General features: G+C 75.0%; 20 protein-coding genes. 5 read left to right on the top strand and 15 right to left on the bottom strand.

From position 1 onward, the window contains the following. Positions 1–262: 262 nt before the first annotated feature. From NP075_RS08865 to NP075_RS08850, 4 genes are all read right to left on the bottom strand, one after another. A complete protein-coding gene (locus NP075_RS08865) occupies positions 263–3,082 on the bottom strand; it encodes an aconitate hydratase (RefSeq protein ID WP_227562841.1) in 2,820 nt (939 codons plus the stop codon). A 296-nt stretch (positions 3,083–3,378) separates the two neighbouring features. Next, entirely contained in the window at positions 3,379–3,555 is a 177-nt protein-coding gene (locus NP075_RS08860) for a translation initiation factor 2 (RefSeq protein ID WP_227562840.1), read from the bottom strand. 129 nt (positions 3,556–3,684) lie between these two features. Continuing rightward, complete coding sequence (locus NP075_RS08855) at positions 3,685–4,947, bottom strand: class I SAM-dependent RNA methyltransferase (protein ID WP_227562839.1); 1,263 nt, start codon at positions 4,945–4,947, stop codon at positions 3,685–3,687. After that, positions 4,937–6,940 carry an APC family permease gene (locus tag NP075_RS08850; RefSeq protein WP_227562838.1) on the bottom strand — a complete coding sequence of 668 codons (2,004 nt, stop codon included), beginning with the start codon at positions 6,938–6,940 and terminating at the stop codon, positions 4,937–4,939. The genes NP075_RS08855 and NP075_RS08850 overlap by 11 nt, the downstream gene beginning before the upstream one ends. Before the next feature lie 128 nt (positions 6,941–7,068). On the opposite strand from NP075_RS08850, the gene NP075_RS08845 reads away from it, so the two are divergent. Both NP075_RS08845 and NP075_RS08840 read left to right on the top strand, forming a co-directional pair. Then, positions 7,069–7,719, top strand: a complete 651-nt coding sequence (locus NP075_RS08845) for a potassium channel family protein (protein ID WP_227562900.1) — start codon at positions 7,069–7,071, stop codon at positions 7,717–7,719. After that, the gene (locus tag NP075_RS08840) at positions 7,716–8,390 is read left to right on the top strand and encodes a potassium channel family protein (protein WP_227562837.1); all 675 of its coding nucleotides are present in this window, start codon (positions 7,716–7,718) and stop codon (positions 8,388–8,390) included. The genes NP075_RS08845 and NP075_RS08840 overlap by 4 nt, the downstream gene beginning before the upstream one ends. Here NP075_RS08840 and NP075_RS08835 read toward each other — a convergent pair. From NP075_RS08835 to dut, 4 genes are all read right to left on the bottom strand, one after another. Continuing rightward, entirely contained in the window at positions 8,323–9,096 is a 774-nt protein-coding gene (locus NP075_RS08835) for a DUF3159 domain-containing protein (RefSeq protein WP_227562836.1), read from the bottom strand. The two genes, NP075_RS08840 and NP075_RS08835, sit on opposite strands and share 68 nt — an antisense overlap. A 4-nt stretch (positions 9,097–9,100) precedes the next feature. Beyond that, positions 9,101–9,469, bottom strand: coding sequence for an OB-fold nucleic acid binding domain-containing protein (locus NP075_RS08830; protein WP_227562835.1), 369 nt, complete (start codon positions 9,467–9,469; stop codon positions 9,101–9,103). Beyond that, positions 9,466–10,203, bottom strand: a complete 738-nt coding sequence (locus NP075_RS08825) for a DUF3710 domain-containing protein (RefSeq protein ID WP_227562834.1) — start codon at positions 10,201–10,203, stop codon at positions 9,466–9,468. The genes NP075_RS08830 and NP075_RS08825 overlap by 4 nt, the downstream gene beginning before the upstream one ends. Positions 10,204–10,318: 115 nt before the next feature. Next, positions 10,319–10,825 carry a dUTP diphosphatase gene (gene dut / locus NP075_RS08820; protein WP_227562833.1) on the bottom strand — a complete coding sequence of 169 codons (507 nt, stop codon included), beginning with the start codon at positions 10,823–10,825 and terminating at the stop codon, positions 10,319–10,321. Positions 10,826–10,939: 114 nt separating this feature from the next. Here dut and NP075_RS08815 point away from each other — a divergent pair, with 114 nt between their 5' ends. Further along, positions 10,940–11,494 (top strand): DUF3093 domain-containing protein, encoded by a 555-nt coding sequence (locus NP075_RS08815; protein ID WP_227562832.1) that lies wholly within the window; start codon positions 10,940–10,942, stop codon positions 11,492–11,494. Between the two features lie 25 nt (positions 11,495–11,519). On the opposite strand, the gene NP075_RS08810 is transcribed toward NP075_RS08815, so the two are convergent. From NP075_RS08810 to NP075_RS08800, 3 genes are all read right to left on the bottom strand, one after another. Next, positions 11,520–11,819, bottom strand: coding sequence for a DUF4193 domain-containing protein (locus tag NP075_RS08810; protein WP_089798812.1), 300 nt, complete (start codon positions 11,817–11,819; stop codon positions 11,520–11,522). Between the two features lie 219 nt (positions 11,820–12,038). Further along, on the bottom strand, positions 12,039–12,920 hold the full coding sequence (locus NP075_RS08805; RefSeq protein WP_227562831.1) for an inositol monophosphatase family protein: 882 nt from the start codon (positions 12,918–12,920) through the stop codon (positions 12,039–12,041). A gap of 41 nt (positions 12,921–12,961) precedes the next feature. Further along, positions 12,962–13,594: a trimeric intracellular cation channel family protein gene (locus tag NP075_RS08800; protein WP_227562830.1), complete on the bottom strand. Its 633-nt coding sequence runs from the start codon at positions 13,592–13,594 to the stop codon at positions 12,962–12,964. Between the two features lie 110 nt (positions 13,595–13,704). Between NP075_RS08800 and sepH the strand changes: the two genes are divergently transcribed. Next, positions 13,705–14,766, top strand: a complete 1,062-nt coding sequence (gene sepH / locus NP075_RS08795; RefSeq protein WP_227562829.1) for a septation protein SepH — start codon at positions 13,705–13,707, stop codon at positions 14,764–14,766. Between the two features lie 56 nt (positions 14,767–14,822). Here the strand turns inward: sepH and NP075_RS08790 are convergent, their stop codons facing one another. From NP075_RS08790 to NP075_RS08775, 4 genes are all read right to left on the bottom strand, one after another. After that, positions 14,823–15,515 (bottom strand): thymidine kinase, encoded by a 693-nt coding sequence (locus NP075_RS08790; protein WP_227562828.1) that lies wholly within the window; start codon positions 15,513–15,515, stop codon positions 14,823–14,825. A gap of 33 nt (positions 15,516–15,548) precedes the next feature. Then, positions 15,549–16,724, bottom strand: a complete 1,176-nt coding sequence (locus NP075_RS08785; protein ID WP_227562827.1) for an alkaline phosphatase family protein — start codon at positions 16,722–16,724, stop codon at positions 15,549–15,551. Then, positions 16,721–17,293, bottom strand: coding sequence for a DUF5998 family protein (locus NP075_RS08780; protein WP_227562826.1), 573 nt, complete (start codon positions 17,291–17,293; stop codon positions 16,721–16,723). Before NP075_RS08780 ends, NP075_RS08785 begins: the two co-directional genes overlap by 4 nt. A gap of 77 nt (positions 17,294–17,370) precedes the next feature. Beyond that, positions 17,371–20,148 carry a GNAT family N-acetyltransferase gene (locus NP075_RS08775; protein ID WP_227562825.1) on the bottom strand — a complete coding sequence of 926 codons (2,778 nt, stop codon included), beginning with the start codon at positions 20,146–20,148 and terminating at the stop codon, positions 17,371–17,373. 138 nt (positions 20,149–20,286) lie between these two features. On the opposite strand from NP075_RS08775, the gene NP075_RS08770 reads away from it, so the two are divergent. Beyond that, the gene (locus NP075_RS08770) at positions 20,287–22,764 is read left to right on the top strand and encodes a DNA gyrase/topoisomerase IV subunit A (protein ID WP_227562824.1); all 2,478 of its coding nucleotides are present in this window, start codon (positions 20,287–20,289) and stop codon (positions 22,762–22,764) included. The last annotated feature ends 27 nt before the right edge of the window (positions 22,765–22,791 follow it).

Below are 22,791 nucleotides of genomic sequence, written 5' to 3'. Positions count from 1 at the left end.
CGCACGGGGCCCACGGCTGCAGGAAGACGACGCCCACCAGCAGCACGCCCCACGCGACCAGCAGCCACCCGACCAGCGCGAGGCGCCCCGCCTCCCGCGCTCCTGCGGTCGTGCCCGCCCCTTCGCGGTTGTCGCCGACGAGTCGTCGGTGCGGGGCGTGCACGGTAGCAGGCGCGTCACCATCGGGTACGGCCCCCGACGCGCCCGAGGGGGCGCCCCGTCGTGCGGGACGCCCCCTCGAGGAGCTGCGACGAACGCCGGGTCAGGCGACCCCGGCCACCTGGCGCAGCACGTACTGCAGGATCCCGCCGTTGCGGTAGTAGTCCGCCTCGCCGGGGGTGTCGATGCGCACGACCGCGTCGAACTCGACCACGCCGCCGTCAAGCTTCGTCGCCGTGACCTTCACGGTGCGCGGCGTCGTGCCCTCGTTGAGCGCCGTGACACCGGCGATGTCGAACGTCTCCGAGCCGTCCAGCCCGAGGGAGTCCGCCGTCTCGCCCTCGGGGAACTGCAGCGGCAGCACGCCCATCCCGATGAGGTTGGAGCGGTGGATGCGCTCGAAGCTCTCGGTGATGACCGCACGCACGCCCAGCAGGCTGGTGCCCTTGGCGGCCCAGTCGCGCGACGAGCCCGAGCCGTACTCCTTGCCGCCGAGGATCACCAGCGGCACCCCGGCGGCCTGGTAGGCCTGCGACGCGTCGTAGATCGTCGTCTGCTCGGTGCCGCCCTCGAGCCAGTTGACCGTGAAGCCACCCTCGACGCCCGGCACCAGCTGGTTGCGCAGCCGGATGTTGGCGAACGTGCCGCGGATCATGACCTCGTGGTTGCCGCGGCGCGAGCCGTAGGAGTTGAAGTCGCGACGCTCCACGCCGTGCTCGGCGAGGTACGCGCCGGCCGGGCTGTCGGGCTTGATGGACCCGGCGGGGCTGATGTGGTCGGTCGTGACCGAGTCGCCGAGCTTGGCCAGGACGCGCGCGCCCGTGATGTCCGCGACGGGCTCCGGCGCGGCCCCCATGCCCTCGAAGTACGGGGGCTTGCGCACGTACGTGGAGTCGGCGTCCCAGTCGAAGACGTTGCCCTCGGGCGTCGGAAGCGAGCGCCACCGGTCGTCGCCCGCGAAGACGTCCGCGTAGTCGTCGGTGAACATCTGGCGGTCGATCGACGCGTCGATCGTCGCCTGCACCTGCTCGGGCGTGGGCCAGATGTCGCGCAGGAAGACCTGCTCGCCGGCCTCGGTGGTGCCCAGCGGCTCGTTCTCGAAGTCGAAGTCCATCGTCCCGGCCAGGGCGTACGCGATGACCAGCGGCGGGGAGGCGAGGTAGTTCATCTTCACGTCGGGGTTGATGCGACCCTCGAAGTTGCGGTTGCCCGACAGGACCGAGACGACCGACAGGTCGTGCTCGTTGACGGCGGCCGAGATCTCGTCGGCCAGCGGGCCGGAGTTGCCGATGCACGTGGCGCAGCCGTAGCCGACCAGGTGGAAGCCCAGCTTCTCGAGCGACGGCCACAGGCCGGCCTTCTCGTAGTAGTTGGTGACGACCTGCGAGCCCGGCGCCATGGACGTCTTGACCCAGGGCTTGGACGTCAGGCCCTTCTCGACGGCGTTCCTGGCGAGCAGGGCCGCGGCGAGCATGACCGACGGGTTCGACGTGTTGGTGCAGCTCGTGATCGACGCGATGACGACGTGCCCGTGGTCGAGCTCGGTCGTCGTGCCGTCGGCCAGCGTCACCGGCACGCGCTTGTGCGGACGACGCGCGGTGTCCCCGCCCTCGACGTGCGAGGGCTTGTCCGAGCCGTCCGCGTGCTCGCCGGCGGCGATGGGGTCGGACGCGGGGAACGTCTCGGCGACCGACTCGTCGAGGCCCGTGAAGGGCGCCGCGTCGTGCGAGTCGACGTAGTCGAGGATCGTCGTGGCGAACGACTCCTTGGCGGCCGACAGCTCGATGCGGTCCTGCGGGCGCTTGGGCCCGGCGATCGACGGCACGACGCTGGACAGGTCCAGTTCGAGGTACTCGGAGAACACGGGCTCGACGTAGCCGGGGGCCGACGGGTCGTGCCACAGACCCTGCTCCTTGGCGTACGCCTCGACGAGCGCGAGCTGCTCCTCGGACCGGCCGGTGAGCCGCAGGTAGTCCATGGTCACGCCGTCGATCGGGAAGATCGCGGCGGTCGAGCCGAACTCCGGGCTCATGTTGCCGATCGTCGCGCGGTTGGCCAGCGGCACCGACGCGACGCCGTCGCCGTAGAACTCGACGAACTTGCCGACGACGCCGTGCTGGCGCAGCTGCTGCGTGATCGTCAGGACGACGTCGGTCGCGGTGACGCCCGACGGGATGGTGCCGGAGAGCTTGAAGCCCACCACGCGCGGGATGAGCATCGACACGGGCTGGCCGAGCATGGCCGCCTCGGCCTCGATGCCGCCGACGCCCCACCCGAGCACGCCCAGGCCGTTGACCATCGTGGTGTGCGAGTCGGTGCCGACGCAGGTGTCGGGGTACGCCTTGCCGTCGCGGACCATGACGACGCGCGCGAGGTACTCGATGTTGACCTGGTGCACGATGCCGGTGCCCGGGGGGACGACCTTGAAGTCGTCGAACGCCGTCTGGCCCCACCGCAGGAACTGGTAGCGCTCGAAGTTGCGCTCGTACTCGAGCTCGACGTTGCGCGCGAACGCGTCACGGCGGCCGGCCACGTCGATCTGCACGGAGTGGTCGATGACGAGCTCGGCGGGCGCGAGCGGGTTGATCCGCGCCGGGTCGCCGCCGAGGTCCGCGACGGCCTCACGCATCGTCGCGAGGTCGACGACGCAGGGCACGCCGGTGAAGTCCTGCATGATCACGCGCGCCGGCGTGAACTGGATCTCGGTGTCGGGCTGGGCCGCGGGGTCCCACGCGGCGATCGCGCGCACGTGGTCGGCGGTGATGTTCGCACCGTCCTCGGTGCGCAGCAGGTTCTCGGCGAGGATCTTCAGGCTGTACGGCAGCCGCTCGAGGCCGGGGACGGCGCCGAGCCGGTAGATCTCGTAGGTGGCGTCACCGACCTCGAGGGTTCCCTTCGATCCGAAGCTGTCGACGCTGCTCACAGGTGCTCCTTCGCTGGCGGGTGTCCGGGCGCTCGCGTTCCCGGTGGGGGCGGCAGCCTGCGCCCAGCCTAGGACGGGCGCACGCGGCAGGTGGACGGACGTCCCGCGGTCCGCGCGACCGCGGGCACCCCGGGGGCACCCGCTGCAGGCGGTGCGACGGCGACGACCGCCCGGACGAGGATCTGGACGAGTATCTTGATGTCGAGATACATGCTACCCCGTCGCCGCCGCTGCGTGCGCGACGCCGCACCCGGTCGCACGAGGGGCGGCCCGCCGGACCGCCCCTCGCCGCCGACTCAGGACTGCCCGGCCTCCCGGCTGGCGCGCAGCGCCTCGGCCGCCTTGCGCTCGGCCTCCACGGCGCGCTCGTGCGCACGGGGGTCGTACTCGGGCGTGCCCTGCTTGTGCAGCTCCTGGGTGGCGATGCGGCTGGCTTCCGCGAGCCGGCTCGCCGGGTCCTGCGACTCGGTCATCGTGCGCTCCTCGTCGTCGCTCCGCGACGGGGCACGTCGTCCCGTCGGGGCCCGTCGTCCCGCGGGGCCCGGTCCCACGCTAGGCCCGGCCGTGACCGCCCGCGCGGCATGCGGACCGACCCGCCGACGTCAGCGGTCGAGCACCGCGACGGCCTCGAGGTGGTGCGTCATGGGGAACAGGTCGTGGCCGGTGACGGTGACGTCCGACCAGCCGCGCTCCCCCAGCAGGGCGATGTCGCGCGCCAGGGCCGCCGGGTCGCACGCGACGTACACGACGCGGCGCGGACGCAGGGCCGCGACGGCGTCGACGACCCGCTTGCCGGCACCGGTCCGCGGCGGGTCCAGGACGACCACGTCCGCCTCCGCGACGGCCGGGGCGCCACCGCGCCGCCCCGTCAGGACGTCGACGACGTCACCGGCGTGCAGCTCGACCTGCGGTCGGTCGTGCGCGTTGCGGCGCGCGTCGCGCACCGCCCGCTCGTCACCCTCGACCGCGACCAGCCGCCCGTCGGGACCCACGGCGTCCGCCAGCGGCGACGAGAACAGGCCCGCACCGGCGTAGAGGTCGAGCACCGTCGCGCCGGTGACGTCCCCGACCGCGTCGAGCACGCGGGAGGCGAGCAGCGCGGGCGCCTCGCGGTGCACCTGCCAGAACCCGGCAGCGGCGACGCGGTAGACGTACCCGGTGCCCCGCACCTCCACGTGCTCGCGCACCGCCGCGCGCGCGTTCGGCCGGGGGTCGGGACGGTTGCTGTGCAGGTCGAACGGCGCTCCGTCGAGCAGCACGATCGGGGAGGACCCGTCCGCCGGAGCGACGGCCTCGATCCGCGACCCGGCCGGCCACCGGCGGTCGAACAGGCCCAGCGCGGCGACGTGCTCCGTCGCGAGCGGCATGTCCGCCAGCGGCAGCACGTCGTGCGACCGGTAGCCGCGCATGCCGGCGCGGCCCTCGGCGTCCACGTGCAGGTCGATCCGCGTGCGCCACGCGAGCCCACCGCGCTCGTCGTCGCCGGGTGCGGCGGTGACCGCGGGCGCGAGGTCCAGCCGCGCGAGCCGCTGCAGCTGCTCGGCCAGCACGGCCTCCTTCCACCGCCGCTGCGCGGGCAGCGCGACGTGAGCGAGCTCACCCCCGCCGACCCCGCCGGGGCCCGCCGCCGGCCAGGCCGACGGCACCCGGTCCGGGGACGCGTCGAGCACCTCGACGGCGTCGGCGCGCCAGAACTTCGCGTCGGGGCCGGCGTCCGTGAGCCTGGCCCGCACCCGCTCACCGGGCAGCGTGTGCCGGACGAAGACGACACGTCCCTCGTACCGGGCGACGCAGTGCCCGCCGTGCGCGACCGGCCCGATCTCGAGGTCGACGGTCGTTCCGGTACGCAGTGAGTCAGTAGCCACGCGGCACGGTACCCCGGACGGGGTCCTCGAGCCCTGTCTGCCCCTCGCTCGACTCCAGCTGCCACGGCACCGACGCCACGACGACACCCGGTGTGAACAGCAGCCGGCTCTTGAGGCGCAGGGCGCTCTGGTTGTGCAGCAGGTGCTCCCACCAGTGCCCCACGACGTACTCGGGGATGTAGACGACCACGAGGTCGCGCGGGCTGTCCCGTCGGATCGACCGCACGTACGTCAGCACCGGGCGGGTGATCTCCCGGAAGGGCGAGTCGAGCACCTTGAGCGGGACCGGCAGGTCCGCCGCCTCCCACTGCGCCCGCAGCGCCGCGACCTCGTCGCCGTCGACCCCTACGGTGACCGCCTCGATCACGCTCGGGCGCGATGCGCGCGCGTACGCCAGCGCCCGCATCGTCGGCCGGTGCAGGTGCGAGACCAGGACGACCGCGTGCACCCGGCTGGGCAGCGCGCGCGCGGACTGCGTGTCGTCACCCAGGGCCAGCTCGGCGCGCACGCGCTGGTAGTGCCCGTGCACGCCCTGCATCACGGCGTACACCGCCACCATCGCGAGGATCGCGATCCAGGCCCCGAGCGCGAACTTCGTCACGAGCACGATCACCAGGACCGTCGCGGTCATGCCCAGCCCGACCGCGTTGATCGCCCGCGACCGGCGCATCCGCGCCCGGACCTGCGGGTCCGGCTCCGTGCGCAGCGCGGTGCCCCAGTGCCGCACCATGCCGAGCTGCGACAGCGTGAACGAGACGAACACGCCGACGATGTAGAGCTGGATCAGGCGCGTGACCTGGGCGTCGAACACCCAGATCAGCGCGATGGCCGCGGCCGCGAGGGTCACGATGCCGTTGGAGAACGCCAGCCGGTCGCCGCGCGTGTGCAGCTGGCGCGGCAGGTAGCCGTCGCGCGCGAGGATCGAGCCGAGCACGGGGAACCCGTTGAAGGCCGTGTTGGCGGCGAGCACCAGGATCAGGCCGGTCACGATCGACACGACGACGAACAGGACGTCGGCGCCCGAGAACACCGCGCCGGCGAGCTGGCTGATGACCGGGTGCTGCTCGTACCCCTCGCCGACGGGCACCCCGTCGCGCAGCAGCTGGGTGGCGGGGTCGTCGACGAACCTGACCCCGGTGGCCTGGGCCAGCAGCAGGATCGACAGGATCATCGCGACCGAGATCGAGCCCAGGAGCGCCAGCGTGGTCGCGGCGTTGCGCGACTTCGGCTTGCGGAACGCCGGGACGCCGTTGCTGATCGCCTCGACGCCCGTCAGGGCGGCGCACCCCGACGCGAACGCGCGCAGCACGAGGAACCCGCCGGCCAGGCCCATGAGGCCCTGGTCGAAGCCCGGGTCCGCGGCGACGCCCAGGCCCGCGCTCTCCGCCGCCGGCAGCGTCCCGGTGAAGTAGCGCACCGCGCCGACCACCGCGAGCGACCCCATCGCGGCCATGAACAGGTACACGGGGATCGCGAAGGCGCTCCCCGACTCCTTGACGCCCCGCAGGTTGGCCAGCGTGAGCAGCACCACCAGCCCGATCGCGAACGCCGTCTCGTGCCCACGCAGCGCGGGGATCGCCGTCGCGGCGTACTGCGCGCCGGACGAGATCGACACCGCCACCGTGAGCACGTAGTCCACGAGCAGCGCGCTGGCGACCGTGACCCCCGCGCGGGGCCCGAGGTTGACCGACGCGACCTCGTAGTCACCGCCGCCCGAGGGGTACGCGTGCACGTTCTGCCGGTACGACGCGACCACCGTCAGGAGCACCAGCGCGACCCCCAGCCCGACCCAGGGCGAGATCGTCAGCGCCGACAGCCCGGCCAGCGACAGCGTCAGCAGGATCTCGTCGGGGGCGTACGCGACCGACGAGAGCGCGTCGGACGCGAACACGGGCAGCGCGACGCGCTTGGGGAGGAGGGTGTGGCCGAGCCGGTCGCTGCGGACCGGCCGGCCGAGCACGAACCGTTTGGCGGCATCTGCGAGGTCCGACACGATGAGCGATCGTATGCCTGTCGGGGCCCTGCCCACACCCGTCCGCGGACGCGGCTCGGCCCGGGGCCCGGACGCTGCGCCCCCGGGGCGACCTGGGTATAGCGTGACCGGCTGTGCACTTCGTCATCATGGGATGCGGACGGGTGGGGGCCACCCTCGCGCAGTCCCTGGAGTCCCGCGGCCACTCCGTCGCCGTCATCGACCAGAACCCCGACGCGTTCCGGCGGCTCGACGCCGGGTTCTCGGGCAACAAGGTGACGGGCCTCGGGTTCGACCGCGACACCCTGCACACGGCGGGGATCGACGACACCTACGCGTTCGCCGCGGTCTCGGACGGCGACAACTCGAACATCCTGGCGGCCCGCGTGGTGCGGGAGACGTTCGGCGTCGAGAACGTGGTGGCGCGCATCTACGACCCGCACCGCGCCGAGATCTACCAGCGCCTCGGGATCCCCACCGTGGCCACGGTGCGGTGGACCGCGGACCAGGTGCTGCGCCGCATGCTGCCGATGGGCACCACCGACGAGTACCGCGACGCGTCCGGCAAGATCCAGCTCGTGCAGGTGGACGTCCACCCCGGCTGGGTCGGACGCCCCCTGCACGCCCTGGAGGACGCGAGCGGGGCCCGCGTCGCCTACGTCACCCGCTACGGCGACGGGCTGCTGCCCGCCGCGGACACCGTCCTGCAGGAGAACGACACCGTGCACCTGCTGCTGCGCGTCGCCGACGCACCCGCCGTCGAACGCGTCCTGACGAGCCCTCCGGCGGTGGGCGCATGAGGGTCGTCATCGCCGGTGCCGGCTCGGTGGGCCGGTCCATCGCCCGCGAGCTGCTCGCCCACGACCACGAGGTCACGCTGGTCGACCGGCAGCCCTCCGCCATGCGCGTCGCGCAGGTCGCCGACGCGGACTGGCTGCTCGCCGACGCCTGCGAGCTGCCCACGCTGCGCGAGGTGCGCGCCGACGAGTGCGACGTGATGGTCGCGGCCACGGGCGACGACAAGGCGAACCTCGTCATCTCGCTGCTCGCGAAGACCGAGTTCGGTGTGCCGCGCACGGTGGCCCGCGTGAACAACCCGAAGAACGAGTGGATGTTCGACGGCGCGTGGGGCGTGGACGTGGCGGTCTCGACGCCGCGGATCATGACGGCGATGGTCGAGGAGGCCGTCGCCGTCGGTGACCTCGTGCGGATCTTCACCTTCCACCAGTCGAAGGCCGACATCCTCGAGCTGACGCTGCCCGAGAGCTCGCCCCTCGCGGGGGTCCGGGTCGGTCAGGTCGCGTGGCCGGCCGACACGGTGCTCGCCTGCATCGTGCGCGACGCACGTCCGCTCGCCCCGAGCCCCGACGACACCCTGGAGGGACGCGACGAGCTCCTCTTCGTCACGGGGCGCGAGGTGGACGAGAAGGCTCTCGAGAGGCTGCTGACCCGCGGACCAGCATCCAGCTGAGCCACAGCGCGACGGCGGTGAGCGGCACGCCCATCACCAGCTTCGCGGTGCCCAGCCACACCACGTCGTCCGACAGGAACAGCGGCAGCTGGACCAGAAGGCGGAGCCCGAACAGGCCCACCCAGGGCCAGGTCGCCCACGCGTACCGACGACGCAGCACCCGGTCGGCGCGCCACTCCACCGCCGCCGACCACGGGCCGCCACCCAGCGGCCCGCGGCTGCTGAACAGGCCCAGGACCAGACCGACGAGCGGCCAGCCGGCGAGGATCGACGCGAGCGCGCCCACGAAGTAGGTCACGTTGACCAGCAGCCCGTAGGCGAAGTAGTCGCTCGCGTCGCCGGTGCGCCACGCCCAGATCACGCCGACCCCGACGCCGAGCACGCCCGAGAACGCCTGGGTGACGGGCGTGCGCTGCACGAGCCGCGCCACGACGGCGACCACGGCCGCGACCGAGGCGGCGACGAGCGCCGGCTGCAGCCGCTGCCCGGCGGCGATGTACACGACCACGAACAGCAGCCCGGGGGCGACGGCCTCGACGATGCCGCGGACCCCGCCGACGGCCTCGGCGGCGGAGAACTCCTCGGAGGCGATCGCGCGCATCCCCCGCGCCCCGCCCTCCTCGGGCGGGACGACGTCGTCGACCGCGTCGAGGACGACCGGGTCGTCCTCGCCCGGACGGGACCGCTCGCCGGTGGGCTCGCTCATCGGTTCACTCCCCCGGTCGGGCGCGCAGCTCGTAGCGCGGGTTGAAGACGGTCCGGCGCCCGGCGACCATGCAGACCATGCCGTCGACCTTGAGGCGTCGGCCCGGCTCGATGCCGGCGATCTGCCGGCGGCCGAGCCACACGAGGTCCAGCGCGCCGGAGCCGTCGTAGAGCTCTGCCTCCAGCGCCGGGACGCCCTCGCGCGGACGCAGGGTCACCGACCGGAGCACGCCGGACACGCTGGCCCGCTGCCGGTGGGGCAGCGCGTCCACGGGGCAGCAGCCGGGCACGCGCAGGGCGTCCGCGCGCTCCTCGTCCGCCTCGATCTCGGCCTGCGAGGCCAGCACCTTGCGCACCCGGTCGGTGAAGGTCATCCGATCTCCGTGATCTCCGGCCCGCGCTCGGGCGGCGCCAGCGGCGGTGCCGTCGGCGGCGGGGGCGGCGTGGCGCCGCCCGGCAGCTGCAGCGGGAGCAGGTCGCGCGGCGGCCGGGCGTCGGTCCCCCGGACGACGACGACCTGGCCGAAGAGGTCCTCGAGCGTGGCCGCGGCCTCGGGCTCGACGGCCGCACGGCCGGTCAGCACGCCCCTCAGGAACCACCGGGGGCCGTCGCTGCCGATGAACCGCGCCGGGCGGTGGCCGGTGCGTCCCTCCGGCGTGCGCACGGGCAGCCGCGCGAGCAGCTCGCGCCCGAACGGGCCCGGCAGGTCGTCGACGGTCCCGCCCTGCTGCGTGATGGAGGCGGCGATCTCCTCGCGGATGTCGTCCCAGATCCCCTCGGTGCGCGGCGCGGCGAAGGCCTGCAGCTGGAGCGAGGAGCCCTCGAGGAGCACCGCGACCGCGGACACGACGTTGGTCGCCTTGTCGACCTCGAGGCGCACCTCCATGCCCTCGACCGACGGCAGGTGGATGGCGCCGAGGTCGACGCGGGCAGCCTCGGGGTACGGCCCGTCGGCGTCCCAGGGGCCACGGGCGTCGCTCGCGACCTCCCGCGCGGGGACGACGTCCTGCGGCTCGTCCTGCGGCGCGTCCTGCGGCGCGTCCTGGGGGACGTCGGCCGGAGCGTCGGCCGCGCCGCCCTCCTTGGGGCCACGACGGAACAGACCCACGTTCACTTCCTCCGACCGGCGCCCGCGCGCCCTCGTCCTGCACCAGCGTCCTCATGACCTACAACGACGGTCACGCCGACAGTAGTTCCGCTTCCGGCCGGCGGCCGGGTGGCGGTCACGTCCCCGACGGCGCCCCGGCGGCCGCCCAGCCGCCGCTCGAGCCGAACCCGCCCGCTCCGCGCACCGAGCCGGGCAACGTCTCGACCTCGACGAACTCCGCGCGCTCGACGCGCTGCACGACGAGCTGGGCGATGCGGTCGCCGCGTCGCAGCTCGACCGCGTGCTCGAGGTCGGTGTTGAGCAGGGTCACGGCGATCTCGCCGCGGTAGCCGGAGTCGACCGTCCCCGGCGCGTTGACGACGGTCAGCCCGTGCCGGGCCGCGAGGCCGGACCGCGGGTGCACGAACGCGGCGTACCCCGGCGGGAGCGCGATCGCGACGCCCGTGGGCACCGTGGCGCGGGCGCCGGGCGCCAGCGTGACGTCCTCACGTGCCAGGAGGTCGGCGCCCGCGTCACCCGGGTGGGCGTAGGCGGGCGCGGGCAGCGCGGCGTCGAGCCGCTGCAGCAGCACCCGCACGTCCGCGCCGGCGCCGTCGGGGCCGGGAAGGCTGGTCGCTGTCACGGGGGCCGACCCTACCGCCCCGGAGGGGCACCGTGGCACCCGGCCGTCACGGCGCGGCCCGCGTCCCGGTCCCCTCCCCGCTCAGGGCACCCGCGACGATGAGATCCTGTGCGCATGACCACGACACCCGACCCCGCCACGTCCCCCGGGCCGACGCCGTCGGCCCCGTCGCCGACGACCGCGCCGGGGCGTGCGGCGTTCCGCGAGCGTCTGTGGCCGGGCCCGCTGGGCTGGGGCGGCGTCGTCGCCTTCGCCGGCGTCCTGGGCATCGCGTTCGTGCCCGTCGACACGCTGCTCGCGCTCGTCGTCGGTGTCCTGGCCCTGTTCGGTGGGCTCGCCGCCGCCGTGCTGATCACGCCGCTCGTCTCGGTGGAGCGCGGCACGCTGCGTGCGGGAGCGGCGCAGATCCCGGTCCGCCTGCTGGCCGAGCCGCGCGTGCTCGACCGGGCGGCGCTGCGCACCGAGATGGGGCCCGCGCTCGACGCCCGGGCGTACGCGTGCCTGAGGTCGTGGATCGGCACGGCCGTGCGGGTGGAGGTCCGCGACCCGCAGGACCCGACGCCCTACTGGATCGTCTCCACGCGGCGGCCGGACGCGCTCGTCGCGGCACTGGGCGGCACGGGCTCGACCTCGCCGCGGACGCGAACGGCCGGCCACCCCGAGGGGTGACCGGCCGCGTGCGTGGTCGGTGCGGTCAGGCCGCGCACTCCGAGCACACCGGCATGCCGTCGCGCTCGTACGCGAGCTGACTGCGGTGGTGCACCAGGAAGCACTTGGAGCACGTGAACTCGTCGGCCTGGCGGGGAAGGACGCGGACGGAGAGCTCCTCGCCGGACAGGTCGGCGCCGGGGAGCTCGAAGCCCTCGGCAGCCTCCGTCTCGTCCTCGTCCACCACGCCCGAGTTCTTGTCGGAGCGCCGGGCCTGGAGCTCCTGGAGCGAGTCCTCGCTCAGGTCCTCCTCGGTCTTGCGCGGGGCGTCGTAGTCGGTTGCCATGTGTGAGCGTCACACTCCGTCTTCTGCAGCAGTGGTCGTGGTACGCGAGATCAAGGCGCCACGTCAGCGTTTTGTTCCCCCGCGCCGTCGGATTGTGCATCACCGCGGGCACGGATGCGAACACGGACACGTGCCCATGTGGCCGGACGTGACCAGCGACACTCGCCCGACCTACGTCCGCGCAGGTCAGCGGCGCGTCGACCGCCCGCTTCCCCGCGGTCAGCGGTTGTCTGCCACCGGAGCGTCAGGCGCGTCGGCGTCGAGCTCCTCGAGCATCGCGACGAGCTGCGCGACACGCTCCGGTGCGCCCGCCACGGTCATGTCCGGGCCCGCCGCGCGGCCCCTCAGACCGCTCACCGCACCGCCCGCCTCGGCGACGACGAGGGCCGCCGCGGCGAGGTCCCAGGGCTGCAGCCCGCGCTCGTAGTACAGGTCCAACCGACCGGTCGCGACCTGGCACAGGTCGATGGCGGCGGCACCGATGCGCCGGACGTCCCGCACCTGCGGCAGCAGGGCCGCCAGGACACGGGCCTGCGCCCGCCGACGCTCCGCGACGTACCCGAAACCTGTGCCGAGCAGGCACCGGTCCAGGGGCGGCGCGGGGGTGACCGCGAGCCGTCGCCCGTCCAGGTACGCCCCGGTCCCGCGCCCCGCCGTCCACGTCTCGCCCGTCGCCGGTGCGTGCACGCACCCGGCGAGGACGGTCCACGTCGCGGGCGTGGGCTCGCCGACGACCGCCGCGACGCTGACGGCGTACGCCGGCAGCCCGTAGAGGTAGTTCACCGTCCCGTCGATGGGGTCGACGACCCACGTCACGCCGGACGTGCCGGTCACGTGACCGCCCTCCTCGCCGAGGATGGCGTCGTCGGGGCGCAGGCGTGCCAGCGTGCGGCGCACGAGGTCCTCGCTCGCCAGGTCCATGGCGGTCACGACGTCGACGGCGCTCGACTTGGTGGCGGCGACCCCGACGACGTCGGGCCGCCCCTCCTGGACCAGCCGCCCGGCGGCGCGCGCCACCTGCTCGGCGACGGCCAGGAGCTCGGCCACGAGGGCGTGGGGGGACGCAGGCGCGTCGGACGGCGGTTCCGGGGATGAGGTCACCCCGCCATCCTCCCCCAGCCCTGCAGGACGCTCGGCGACCGTCAGCGGCCGCCGCCGCGCCACGGCCCGGGCGCGTTGAGGTGGAACCGCAGGGCGGCCACGCGCAGCGCGAAGACGCCCACGGCGACGGCCGTCAGGCCGACGGCACCGGCCAGGTCGAGGCGCCACAGCCCGACGGTCGCGAGCGCGCCGAGCAGGGCCGGCACGGCGTACAGCTGGCGGTGGTGCAGCACGACGGGCACCTCGCCCGTGAGCAGGTCGCGCAGCATGCCGCCGCCCACGCCGGTGAGCACGCCCACGACGACCGCGGCGACGGCGGTGGTGCCGTACTCCAGGCCCTTGACGGTGCCGACGACGCTGAACAGCGCGAGCGCCCCCGCGTCCATCACGACGATGAACCGGCGGGCCCGCTCGAGCCGGGGGTGCCCGAAGTACATGACGAGGCCGCCCGCGAGCGCGGCCGCCATGAGGCGCAGGTCGCTGATCCCGACGGGTGGCACGGCGCCGATGAGCACGTCGCGCAGCACACCGCCGCCGAGGCCCGCGGCCCACGCGAGGACCATGATGCCGAACACGTCGAACTGCTTGCGCACGGCGGCCAGGGCGCCGGACATCGCACCGACGAAGACCCCCGCGACCTCCAGGACCGGCTCGACCGGCAGATCGGGGAACACGGCACCATCCTGACGCACGCAGCGGTGCGGACCCCGCGGCGCACCGGGCCGGGTGCGCGCGTTCCGGCCCGAGAGGTGGCAGGCTCCCTCCTGGAGGCCGGGGAGGTCGTATGGGTGAGCTGGAGCTGGTCGGTCTGCACGAGGACGGGGAGCACCTCGTCGTCGCCGCGCCCGACGGGCAGCGCTTCCGCCTGCGCATCGACGACCCGCTGCGCGCGGCGGTCCGTCGTGACCGCCCGCAGCTGGAGCAGCTGCGCAGCGAGCAGGCGGGGTCGCTGAGCCCGCGCGAGATCCAGTCGCGGATCCGCGCCGGCGCGACCGCGCAGGAGGTGGCCGACGCCGCGGGCGTGCCGGTCGAGTCCGTGCGCCGGTACGAGGGCCCGGTCCTCGCCGAGCGCGAGTACGTCGCGGAGCAGGCGCGCGGCACGCGCGTCGGGCGCGACTCCGGGGCGCCGCTGCTCGGGGACCTCGTCACCGACCGCCTCGCGGCCCGTGGCGTCGACGTCGGCTCGCTCGCCTGGGACGCCGCGCGCGAGGGCGCGGGGCCGTGGGCGGTCCTGGCCCGGTTCGTGGTCGACGAGGAGCCGCGTGAGGCCCGGTGGACCTACGACCCGGTGCGGCGCACGGTCGTCGCCGACGAGGACGAGGCGCGCTGGCTGTCCGAGACCGAGATCGACGAGCCCCTGTCGCGCCGGCACCTGGCCGCGGTGCGCGACGTCGTGTTCGACCTCGACGCCGTGACGGAGACGTCCGCCCCGGAGGTGGAGCCCACCCACGCGCTGCTCGACGAGCTGCGCACGCGTCGCGGCGTCCGCCAGCCGCTGGACCTGGACGCCGAGGACGAGGAGTTCGAGGGTTTCGGCCCGCAGCACGCGTTCGACTTCGCTCCGAGCGCCGGTGCGCGCGACGAGCAGGAGACCCCGGCGCCCGGTGCGCACCCGGTGGACGCGGACCCCGCACGCGAGGCCGTCGTGCTGACACCGCCGCGCGGCGAGCGCGCGACGCCCGCACCCGCCGCGGAGCCGACGGGCTCCGGCCCGGTGCCGACCGAGGACCCCGACACCCGCGGACGGGGTGACGAGCGGCCCGCCGCCGGCGAGCGCCGCACGCGGCGTGCCCGGGCGAAGGTCCCGAGCTGGGACGAGATCGTCTTCGGCGCCAAGCCGGAGTGACCCGAGGCGGGTGACGCGCGCCGTCCGACGGCGCCGTGGACCTCGCCGCGTGGGCCTCAGCGCGGGGTGCCCCCGGACACCTGGCCGTCGGGGCGCGCGGCGTCGTCGTCGAACAGCAGCGTCTGCGCCGAAGGGCCCGTGGCACGGGCGACGCGCGCCGTCATGCGGCGGACGTGGTGCCGCCGGCACAGCACCTCGTACGCGACCTCGCCGGCGCCCGCCGCGACGTCGCCGACGACGACCTGGTCGCCCTCGACGACCATGACGCCGTCCAGGGTGCGCGCGTTGTGCGTCGCGCGCGCACCGCACCAGCACAGGGCGCGCACCTGCAGCACCTCGACGCGGTCGGCGAGCTCGACGAGCCGGGCCGATCCCGGGAACAGCCGGGCCCGGAAGTCCGTCGTGATGCCGAACGCGAACACGTCGACGGACAGCTCGTCGACGACACGGGCCAGCTGCTCGACCTGCGCCGCGGTGTAGAACTGGGCCTCGTCGGCGACGAGGTAGTCGACGGGGCGTCCGCGGGTACGGCGGGTCACCACCTCGACCCAGAAGTCGGTGTCGTCGTCGACCTCGTCCGCGCGGCGCTGCAGCCCCAGGCGCGAGGAGATCGTGGCGCTGCCCGCGCGGTCCTGCCGCGTGAACAGCACGCCGTCGCGACCGCGCGCGGCGTGGTTGTGGTGCATCTGCAGCGCGAGCGTCGACTTGCCGCAGTCCATGGTCCCGGAGAAGAACACCAGCTCGGCCACGTCGTCAGCACTTCCCCCGGCCGGCGCGCGCGCTCATCGGTGCGCCAGCAGCGGCACGAGCATCTCGCGAGCCGTCAACGACCCGTGCACGCCGAGCAGGGCCATGGAGGCGGGCGTCTGCGTCCGGGAGTCCACGACCGTCGCCGCGCCCGTCATCGCCACGACGACGTCCCCCACCACCGGCAGCACGCGCTCCTCGACCGGACCGAACCACCCGGCCTCGACGGCCTGCGCGCGGGTGCGCACGACCGCGTCGTCGCCGAGCTCGTCGCGCCAGCGGCCCGCGACGACCTCGGGGTCCGCCCCGGCCTCGACATGCAGGTGCAGCGCACGCGGCTCGCCGCCCGTGGTCGCGACCTGGGCACCGAGCACCGGGTCCGTGCCGACGTCCCGCCGGCGCGACGGGTCGACGTCGACCATGCCGTGGTCCGCCGTGACCACCAGCAGGGTGTCCCGCGGCAGGGAGCGCGCCAGGCGCCCCAGCTCGAAGTCGAGCGCTGCGAGCGCCTCGCCCCACTGCCACGAGCCCCAGCCGTGGTGGTGGCCCGTCTTGTCCACGTCGTGCCAGTACAGGTACGTCAGACCGGGCTCACGGAGCGTGCGCACGACCACGTCGACCCGGTCCTCGAGGGCCTCGGCGGGTGCGTAGGCCGCACCGCGCAGCGCGGCGCCCGTGAGACCCGAGCCGTGGAACCGCGCCGGCCCCACGCTCGTGACCGCGACACCGTGGGCCGCCAGCCGCTCGAAGACCGTGGGGTGCGGCTGCCACTGCTCCGCCGGCGGCATGTCGGTCCACGACACGAGGTTGCCGAGCCGGCCGCTGGACGGCACCCGCACCGTGTAGCCGAGCATCCCCGTCGCTCCCGGGCCCAGCCCGGTGCCGAACGCGGCGACCGCGGTCGCCGTGGTCGACGGGAACGTCGAGACCAGCGGTCGCGACGAGGCGAGCAGCGAGCGCAGGAACGGCGCGTGGCCCCCGCGCTCCGCGAGGTTGAGGTGACCCAGCCCGTCGACGAGGACGACGCACACCCGGCGCGCCTCGGGCAGGTCGAGCAGGCTCCGCGCGTCGGCGCCGCCGGGCACGTCGACGCCGAGCGCGCTCGCGACGGCCGGCAGGACGTGACCGAGGGACCGCGCTCCGCCGCCGGGGGTGACCAGCTCGTCGGGGCGCGGGTCGGGCACCGCCCGCGCGGGTGCGGGAGTGCTCACGGCCGGGTCGTCGCCGCCGAGAGCGTGCGACCGAAGGCCATGGCCGCCAGGACGGCCTCGCGCCCCTCGGCGGCCGCGCTGACCCGCACGACCACGTCGTCGGGCGTCACCGACCCCGTCATCCCGTGGTCGGCGTCGCACTGCGGGTCGCCGCACGTCGCGGGCTCGAGGTCGACGCGCGAGACCGCGCCCCACCCGATGGACAGCGTCAGCTCCGACGCCCCGTCGCCGGCGCGGTGCTCCTGGGGGTCGGTCATCACGTGCGTGAACGCGACCGAGCGCAGCTCGCGCAGCGGGACGGCCTCCGTCGTCGCCTGCGCGCTGGCCGACGGGTGCTCGGAGTCGGCCGGGTGGTCGTCGACGTGCGCGACGACGAGCCGCGTCGCGGTCAGCGCCAGGACCGTCACGTGGCGGCGCACCTCGGCGCCGTCGAACGTCGTCTCGGGGTGCACGAGGTGGGCCACGGCGTCCTCGCCGGCCAGGGCCAGCTCGAGGACCTCGCCCACGAGCTCCGGGTAGTACCCGGCCCGGTGCAGGTCGTCACGCAGCATGGTGGAGAGTGCAGGCACCCGACCATCCTCCCATCCCGGCACGCAGCCGTCGGCACCACGACGCCACGGGACGCGCCGTGCGCGGCGGGCGTCGGTCACGGGCGCGCCAGCCGGCGCGCGGCGTCGGCGCGGTCGGCGGGCGCGACCGAGGCGTACGCACCCAGGACGGCCAGGCCGTGCGGGGAGACGACCACCGGGTTCAGCTCCAGGGACCGCACGTCCGGCAGGGCGTCGGCGAGCACGGACACCCGCGCCACGAGGTCCTCGAGCGCCGCGACGTCCAGCGCGGGCAGCCCTCGGTAGCCGAAGAGCCGGGGCGCCGCGCGCGGCGTGCGGACCAGGTCGGCGACGTCGACGTCCGTGAGCGGCGGCACGCCGTACGCGACGTCCCCCAGGAGGTCGGCGGCGTCGCCGGCGACGCCGAGGCTGATGACGGGTCCGAACAGCGGGTCCTCGGTGGACCGCACGACGCACGCGACACCGTGCGGGGCCATCGCCTGCACCTCCAGGGGAGGCCCGTCGGGTCTCGGGTCCTGGTCGCCCGCGAGCGCGAGGATGCCCGCGACGTCCGCGCGGAGCTCGGCCTCGTCGGCCACGTCGAGCCTGACCCCGCCGAGGTCGGCCCGGTGCCGCAGGGCCGGCACGGTGGTCTTGACGGCGACGGGCCAGCCGAGCCGCTCGGCTGCGGCCACCGCCTCGTCGGCGTCGCGGACCCGCACGGACGGCCACACGTGCACGCCGGCGGCGGCCAGCAGGTCGGCGGCCTGCCCGGGGTCCAGGGCGAGGGGCGACCCGTCGGTCGCCCCCGACGTCGCGAGGAGACGCGCCACCAGCCGGCCGGCTGCTCGCGTGTCGACGCCCGCGGGCTGCACGGGCCGGCCGCGGTCGACCGCGCGCCAGGCCGCGTACCGGGCGGCGTGCCCGAGCGCGACCGCGGCGTCCTCGGGGGCGGCGTACGCGGGCACGGTCCGCGCGCGGCCGTCGGGGCCCTCCGCCGTCAGCTCGGGCGTCACGCCGTGCAGGTCGGGCATGCAGGCGACCGTGGTGCGTCCCGTGCGGGCGGCGGCCTGCGCGACCTCGCGCGCGACGACCTGGTCGGCGCCGCCCAGGGTGGGGATCCGTACCACGATCACGACGTCGACGTCCGGGTCGCCGTACACGCGCCCGACCGCGTCCGCCACCTCGTCCGGGGCGGCGTCCTCCCCGAGCATCTCGACGCGCCCCGTCACCACGAGCCCGGCGGCGGCGGCCGCCTCCACCACCAGCGCGGCCACGCCGGTCGAGCTCGACAGCACGGCGGTGCGTCGGCCGCGGGGCAGCGACTGGTGCGCGAGGAGCTGCACGACGTCGAGCATCTGGTGCAGGTTCTCGACCCGGACCACGCCGGACTGGCGCAGCACCTCCTCCAGGGTGCGCCGCGGCGCACGTGTGGGGCGCACGGCGTGCCCCGGGGGCACGACGTGGCCGGAGCGGCCGGCGGTGACCACGACGACGGGCTTGTGCGCCGACAGGCGCCGCGCGATGCGCGAGAACTTGCGCGGGTTGCCGATGGACTCCAGGTAGAGCGCGACGACGTCGGTGTCGTCGTCCTCCCCCCAGAACTGCATGAGGTCGTTGCCGGACACGTCCGCGCGGTGACCGGCGGACACGAGCTGGGCCAGGCCGAGCCCGCGGCGCCCGACGGCGGCGAGCAGCGTGACGGCGATCGGGGCCGACTGGCAGAACATCCCGATGCGGCCCGGCGGCGGCGGGCGCAGCGTGAGCGACGCGTCCAGGGTCGTGCCGTCGTGGGTCGCGAGCAGCCCGAACGACGAGGGGCCCACGACGCGCATGCCGGCGCCGTGCGCGACACCCAGCAGCAGCCGCTGCCTCGCCAGCCCTTCGGGCCCGGCCTCGGCGAACCCGCCGGACACCAGCACGAGCCCGCGCACCCCGAGCGCGCCGAGCTGCCGGGCGGCGTCGAGCACGCGCGCCGCCGGCAGCGCCACCACGGCGAGCTCGACCGACGGGGGCACGTCGCCGATCCGCGCGTGGTGCCGGACCCCGTCGCGCAGGTCCGGGCCGTCGCCCACCCCGACCGCGTGGACCGTCAGCCGGCCGGCACGCGCCTCGGCGGCGAGTCCGGCGACGACGCGCTGCGCCTGCCGCGCGGTGAGCTCGAGACCCGGCTCGTCACCGGGGCCGACGACCACGACGGTGCGCGCGGTGAGCAGCGCGCGCATCGAGCGCGCCTCGGCCCGGTGCTCACGGTCCGCCGCGACGGCCAGCGACCGCTCGGTCGGGTCGATGTCGAACGTCACCTGCACGACGCCGTCCTCGGTGCGCTGGCGCACCTCGTACCCGGCCTCCTTGAAGACCGCGATCATCCGCCCGTTCTGCGGCAGGACCTCGGCGACGAACCGGCGCACGCCGCGCTCACGAGCGGCGGCCGCGAGGTGCTCGAGGAGCACCGACGCCAGGCCCTTGCCCTGGTGGGCGTCGGCGATGTTGAACGCGACCTCGGCCGTCTCGGGCTCGACGAGGTCGTACCGCGCGACGCCGATGATCCGCTCCGGCTCGCCCACGTCGGGTGAGCCCGTGACCACCACGAGCGCGACCCGCGTCACGTGGTCGACGGTCACGAGCCGGGCCAGGTCCCGGTCCGGCAGTCGCTCGAGCGACGCGAAGAACCGCAGGTACGTCGAGCGCTCCGACTGGGCGACGTGGAAGGCCTGCAGCGCGTCGGCGTCGTCGGGGCGGATGGGGCGCAGGCGCGTCGTGGTGCCGTCGGTCAGGACGACGTCCGCCTCCCAGCCCGCCGGGTAGGGTGCGGCGCCGGGGCCCGGCGTGGCCGCCGGACCGGAGTTCGGGTCACGGGGGACGACGTCGGCCATGCAGGCCAGGCTAGCGGCGCGGCTGCACGGACGACGCCGCCGGCCCGGCGACAATGGTGGCAGCGCGGTGCCCACCACCGCCGCACGTGACCCCGCACACCGCACCGACACCCGCTGCACCGAGGAGCACACCAGCCCATGGCGCGTCGCCCCGCGAGCCCCGACCTGCCCCCCGAGGACCTCGTGGAGCGGATCGTCGACGTCGACGTCACGACGGAGATGGAGGGGTCGTTCCTCGAGTACGCGTACTCCGTCATCTACTCGCGTGCCCTGCCCGACGCGCGCGACGGCCTCAAGCCGGTGCAGCGCCGCATCGTCTACCAGATGGCCGACATGGGCCTGCGGCCCGAGCGGCCGTACGTGAAGTCGGCGCGCGTCGTCGGCGAGGTGATGGGCAAGCTGCACCCGCACGGCGACACGGCGATCTACGACGCGATGGTGCGCCTGGCCCAGCCGTTCTCCCTGCGGCTGCCGCTGGTGGACGGCCACGGCAACTTCGGGTCGCTCGACGACGGCCCCGCGGCCTCGCGGTACACCGAGGCCCGCATGGCGCCCGCGGCCTCCGCCATGACGCAGGGGCTCGACGAGGACGTCGTCGACTTCGTCCCGAACTACGACAACAAGCTCAAGCAGCCGTCCGTGCTCCCGGCGGCGATCCCGAACCTCCTGGTCAACGGCGCGACCGGCATCGCCGTCGGCATGGCGACGAACATGGCGCCGCACAACCTCGTCGAGGTCGTCGCGGCGGCCCGGCACCTCGTGAAGCACCCCGACGCGACGCTCGACGACCTCATGCGGTTCGTCCCGGGGCCCGACCTGCCGACGGGCGGCAAGATCGTCGGCCTCGACGGCGTGCGCGAGGCGTACCGGACGGGCCGCGGCGCGTTCCGCACGCGGGCGACCGCGCGCGTGGAGAACGTGACGCCGCGCCGCAAGGGCATCGTCATCACCGAGCTGCCCTACACGGTCGGTCCCGAGAAGGTCATCGAGAAGATCAAGGAGGGCGTGCAGACCAAGAAGCTCTCCGGCATCGCCGACGCCGTCGACCTGACCGACCGCGCGCACGGGCTGCGGCTGGTCATCGAGGTCAAGACGGGCTTCCACCCGGAGGCCGTCCTCGAGCAGCTCTACCGGTACACCCCGCTGGAGGACTCGTTCTCCATCAACAACGTCGCGCTGGTCGACGGCCAGCCGCGCACGCTCGGGCTGGTCGAGCTGCTGCGCGTGTGGGTCGACCACCGGCTGCAGGTGGTCCGGCGCCGGACCGCGTTCCGCCTGTCCAAGCGGCAGGAGCGCCTGCACCTCGTCGAGGGCCTGCTCATCGCGATCCTCGACATCGACGAGGTCATCCAGGTCATCCGCACGTCCGACGACGCGGACGCCGCCCGTGCGCGCCTGCGGACGGTGTTCGACCTCTCGGAGCCGCAGGCCGAGTACATCCTCGAGCTGCGGCTGCGGCGCCTCACCCGGTTCTCGCGCATCGACCTCGAGCGCGAGCGGGACGAGCTCGTCGAGGAGATCGCGCGCCTGCAGGCGATCCTCGGCGACGACGCCCTCCTGCGCACGGTGACGTCCGACGAGATGGCCGAGGTCGCCGCGACCTACGGGACGCCGCGCCGCACGGTGCTGCTCGAGCACGCCGGCGGCACGAGCCTGGCCGGTGCCGCCGGCGGGCCGACGTCCGCGAAGGGCTCCGCGCCGCTGGAGATCCCCGACTCGCCGTGCTGGGCGCTGCTGTCCGCCACGGGCCTGGTGGCGCGCACGGGCGAGGACGTCGAGCCGCCGCGCGGCGACGGCGGGACGCGCAGCCGGCACGACGTGGTCGCCTCCGCGGTCGCGACCACCGCGCGTGCGGACATCGGCGCGCTGACGTCGCGCGGCCGCGTCGTGCGGCTGTCCGTGCTGGAGCTGCCGGCCCTGCCGCCCACGGACGGCCCGCCGTCGCTGTCCGGAGGCCTGCCCGTCGGGGAGGCCGTGACCCTGGAGAACGGCGAGCGCGTCGTGGCGCTCGTGCCCCTGGGCGACGACGCCCCGCCCCTGGCCCTGGCGACCGCCCAGGGCGTCGTCAAGCGGGTCACGGCCGGCGACGTCCCGAACAACCGCGACGCGTGGGAGGCGATCGCCCTGCGCGACGGTGACGAGGTCGTCGGCGCCGCACCCGCCCGCGACGACGACGAGCTGGTCCTGGTGTCGTCGGACTCCTCGCTGCTGCACTTCCCCGGCGCCCAGGTGCGGCCGCAGGGCCGTGCGGCCGGCGGCATGGCGGGCATCAAGCTCGCGAGCGGCGCGCGGGTCGTGGCCTTCGGCGTCGTGCGGCCGGACGACGACGCGGTCGTCGTGACGGTCTCCGGGTCGTCGTCCGCGCTGCACGGCACGCAGGCGGGTGCCGCCAAGGTCACGCCGTTCACGACGTACCCCGGCAAGGGCCGGGCGACGGGCGGCGTGCGCTCGCACCGGTTCCTCAAGGGCGAGGACGCGCTGATCCTCGCGTACGTCGGCCCGGCGCCGGCGCGGGCCACGGGGTCGGGCGGCCAGCCGGTCGAGCTGCCGCCGGTGGACGAGCGGCGCGACGGCTCGGGCGTGCCGCTGGCGGCACCTGTGCACGCGATCGGCTGACCTGCGCCGACGCGGGGACGGCCACCG

Origin of the sequence: Cellulomonas wangsupingiae (genome assembly GCF_024508275.1) — a bacterium.
GTDB classification, from domain to species: Bacteria; Actinomycetota; Actinomycetes; order Actinomycetales; family Cellulomonadaceae; genus Cellulomonas; species Cellulomonas wangsupingiae.
This window is presented reverse-complemented; position numbering and strand designations above follow the sequence as displayed.

Bases quoted from the DNA above. Each gene is read 5' to 3' on its own strand.
- NP075_RS08860 (WP_227562840.1), bottom strand. From the start codon at position 3,555: ATGACCGAGTCGCAGGACCCGGCGAGCCGGCTCGCGGAAGCCAGCCGC.
- NP075_RS08845 (WP_227562900.1), top strand. From the start codon at position 7,069: ATGGGATGCGGACGGGTGGGGGCCACCCTCGCGCAGTCCCTGGAGTCC.
- NP075_RS08840 (WP_227562837.1), top strand. From the start codon at position 7,716: ATGAGGGTCGTCATCGCCGGTGCCGGCTCGGTGGGCCGGTCCATCGCC.
- NP075_RS08835 (WP_227562836.1), bottom strand. From the start codon at position 9,096: ATGAGCGAGCCCACCGGCGAGCGGTCCCGTCCGGGCGAGGACGACCCG.
- NP075_RS08830 (WP_227562835.1), bottom strand. From the start codon at position 9,469: ATGACCTTCACCGACCGGGTGCGCAAGGTGCTGGCCTCGCAGGCCGAG.
- NP075_RS08815 (WP_227562832.1), top strand. From the start codon at position 10,940: ATGACCACGACACCCGACCCCGCCACGTCCCCCGGGCCGACGCCGTCG.
- NP075_RS08810 (WP_089798812.1), bottom strand. From the start codon at position 11,819: ATGGCAACCGACTACGACGCCCCGCGCAAGACCGAGGAGGACCTGAGC.
- sepH (WP_227562829.1), top strand. From the start codon at position 13,705: ATGGGTGAGCTGGAGCTGGTCGGTCTGCACGAGGACGGGGAGCACCTC.
- NP075_RS08775 (WP_227562825.1), bottom strand. From the start codon at position 20,148: ATGGCCGACGTCGTCCCCCGTGACCCGAACTCCGGTCCGGCGGCCACG.
- NP075_RS08770 (WP_227562824.1), top strand. From the start codon at position 20,287: ATGGCGCGTCGCCCCGCGAGCCCCGACCTGCCCCCCGAGGACCTCGTG.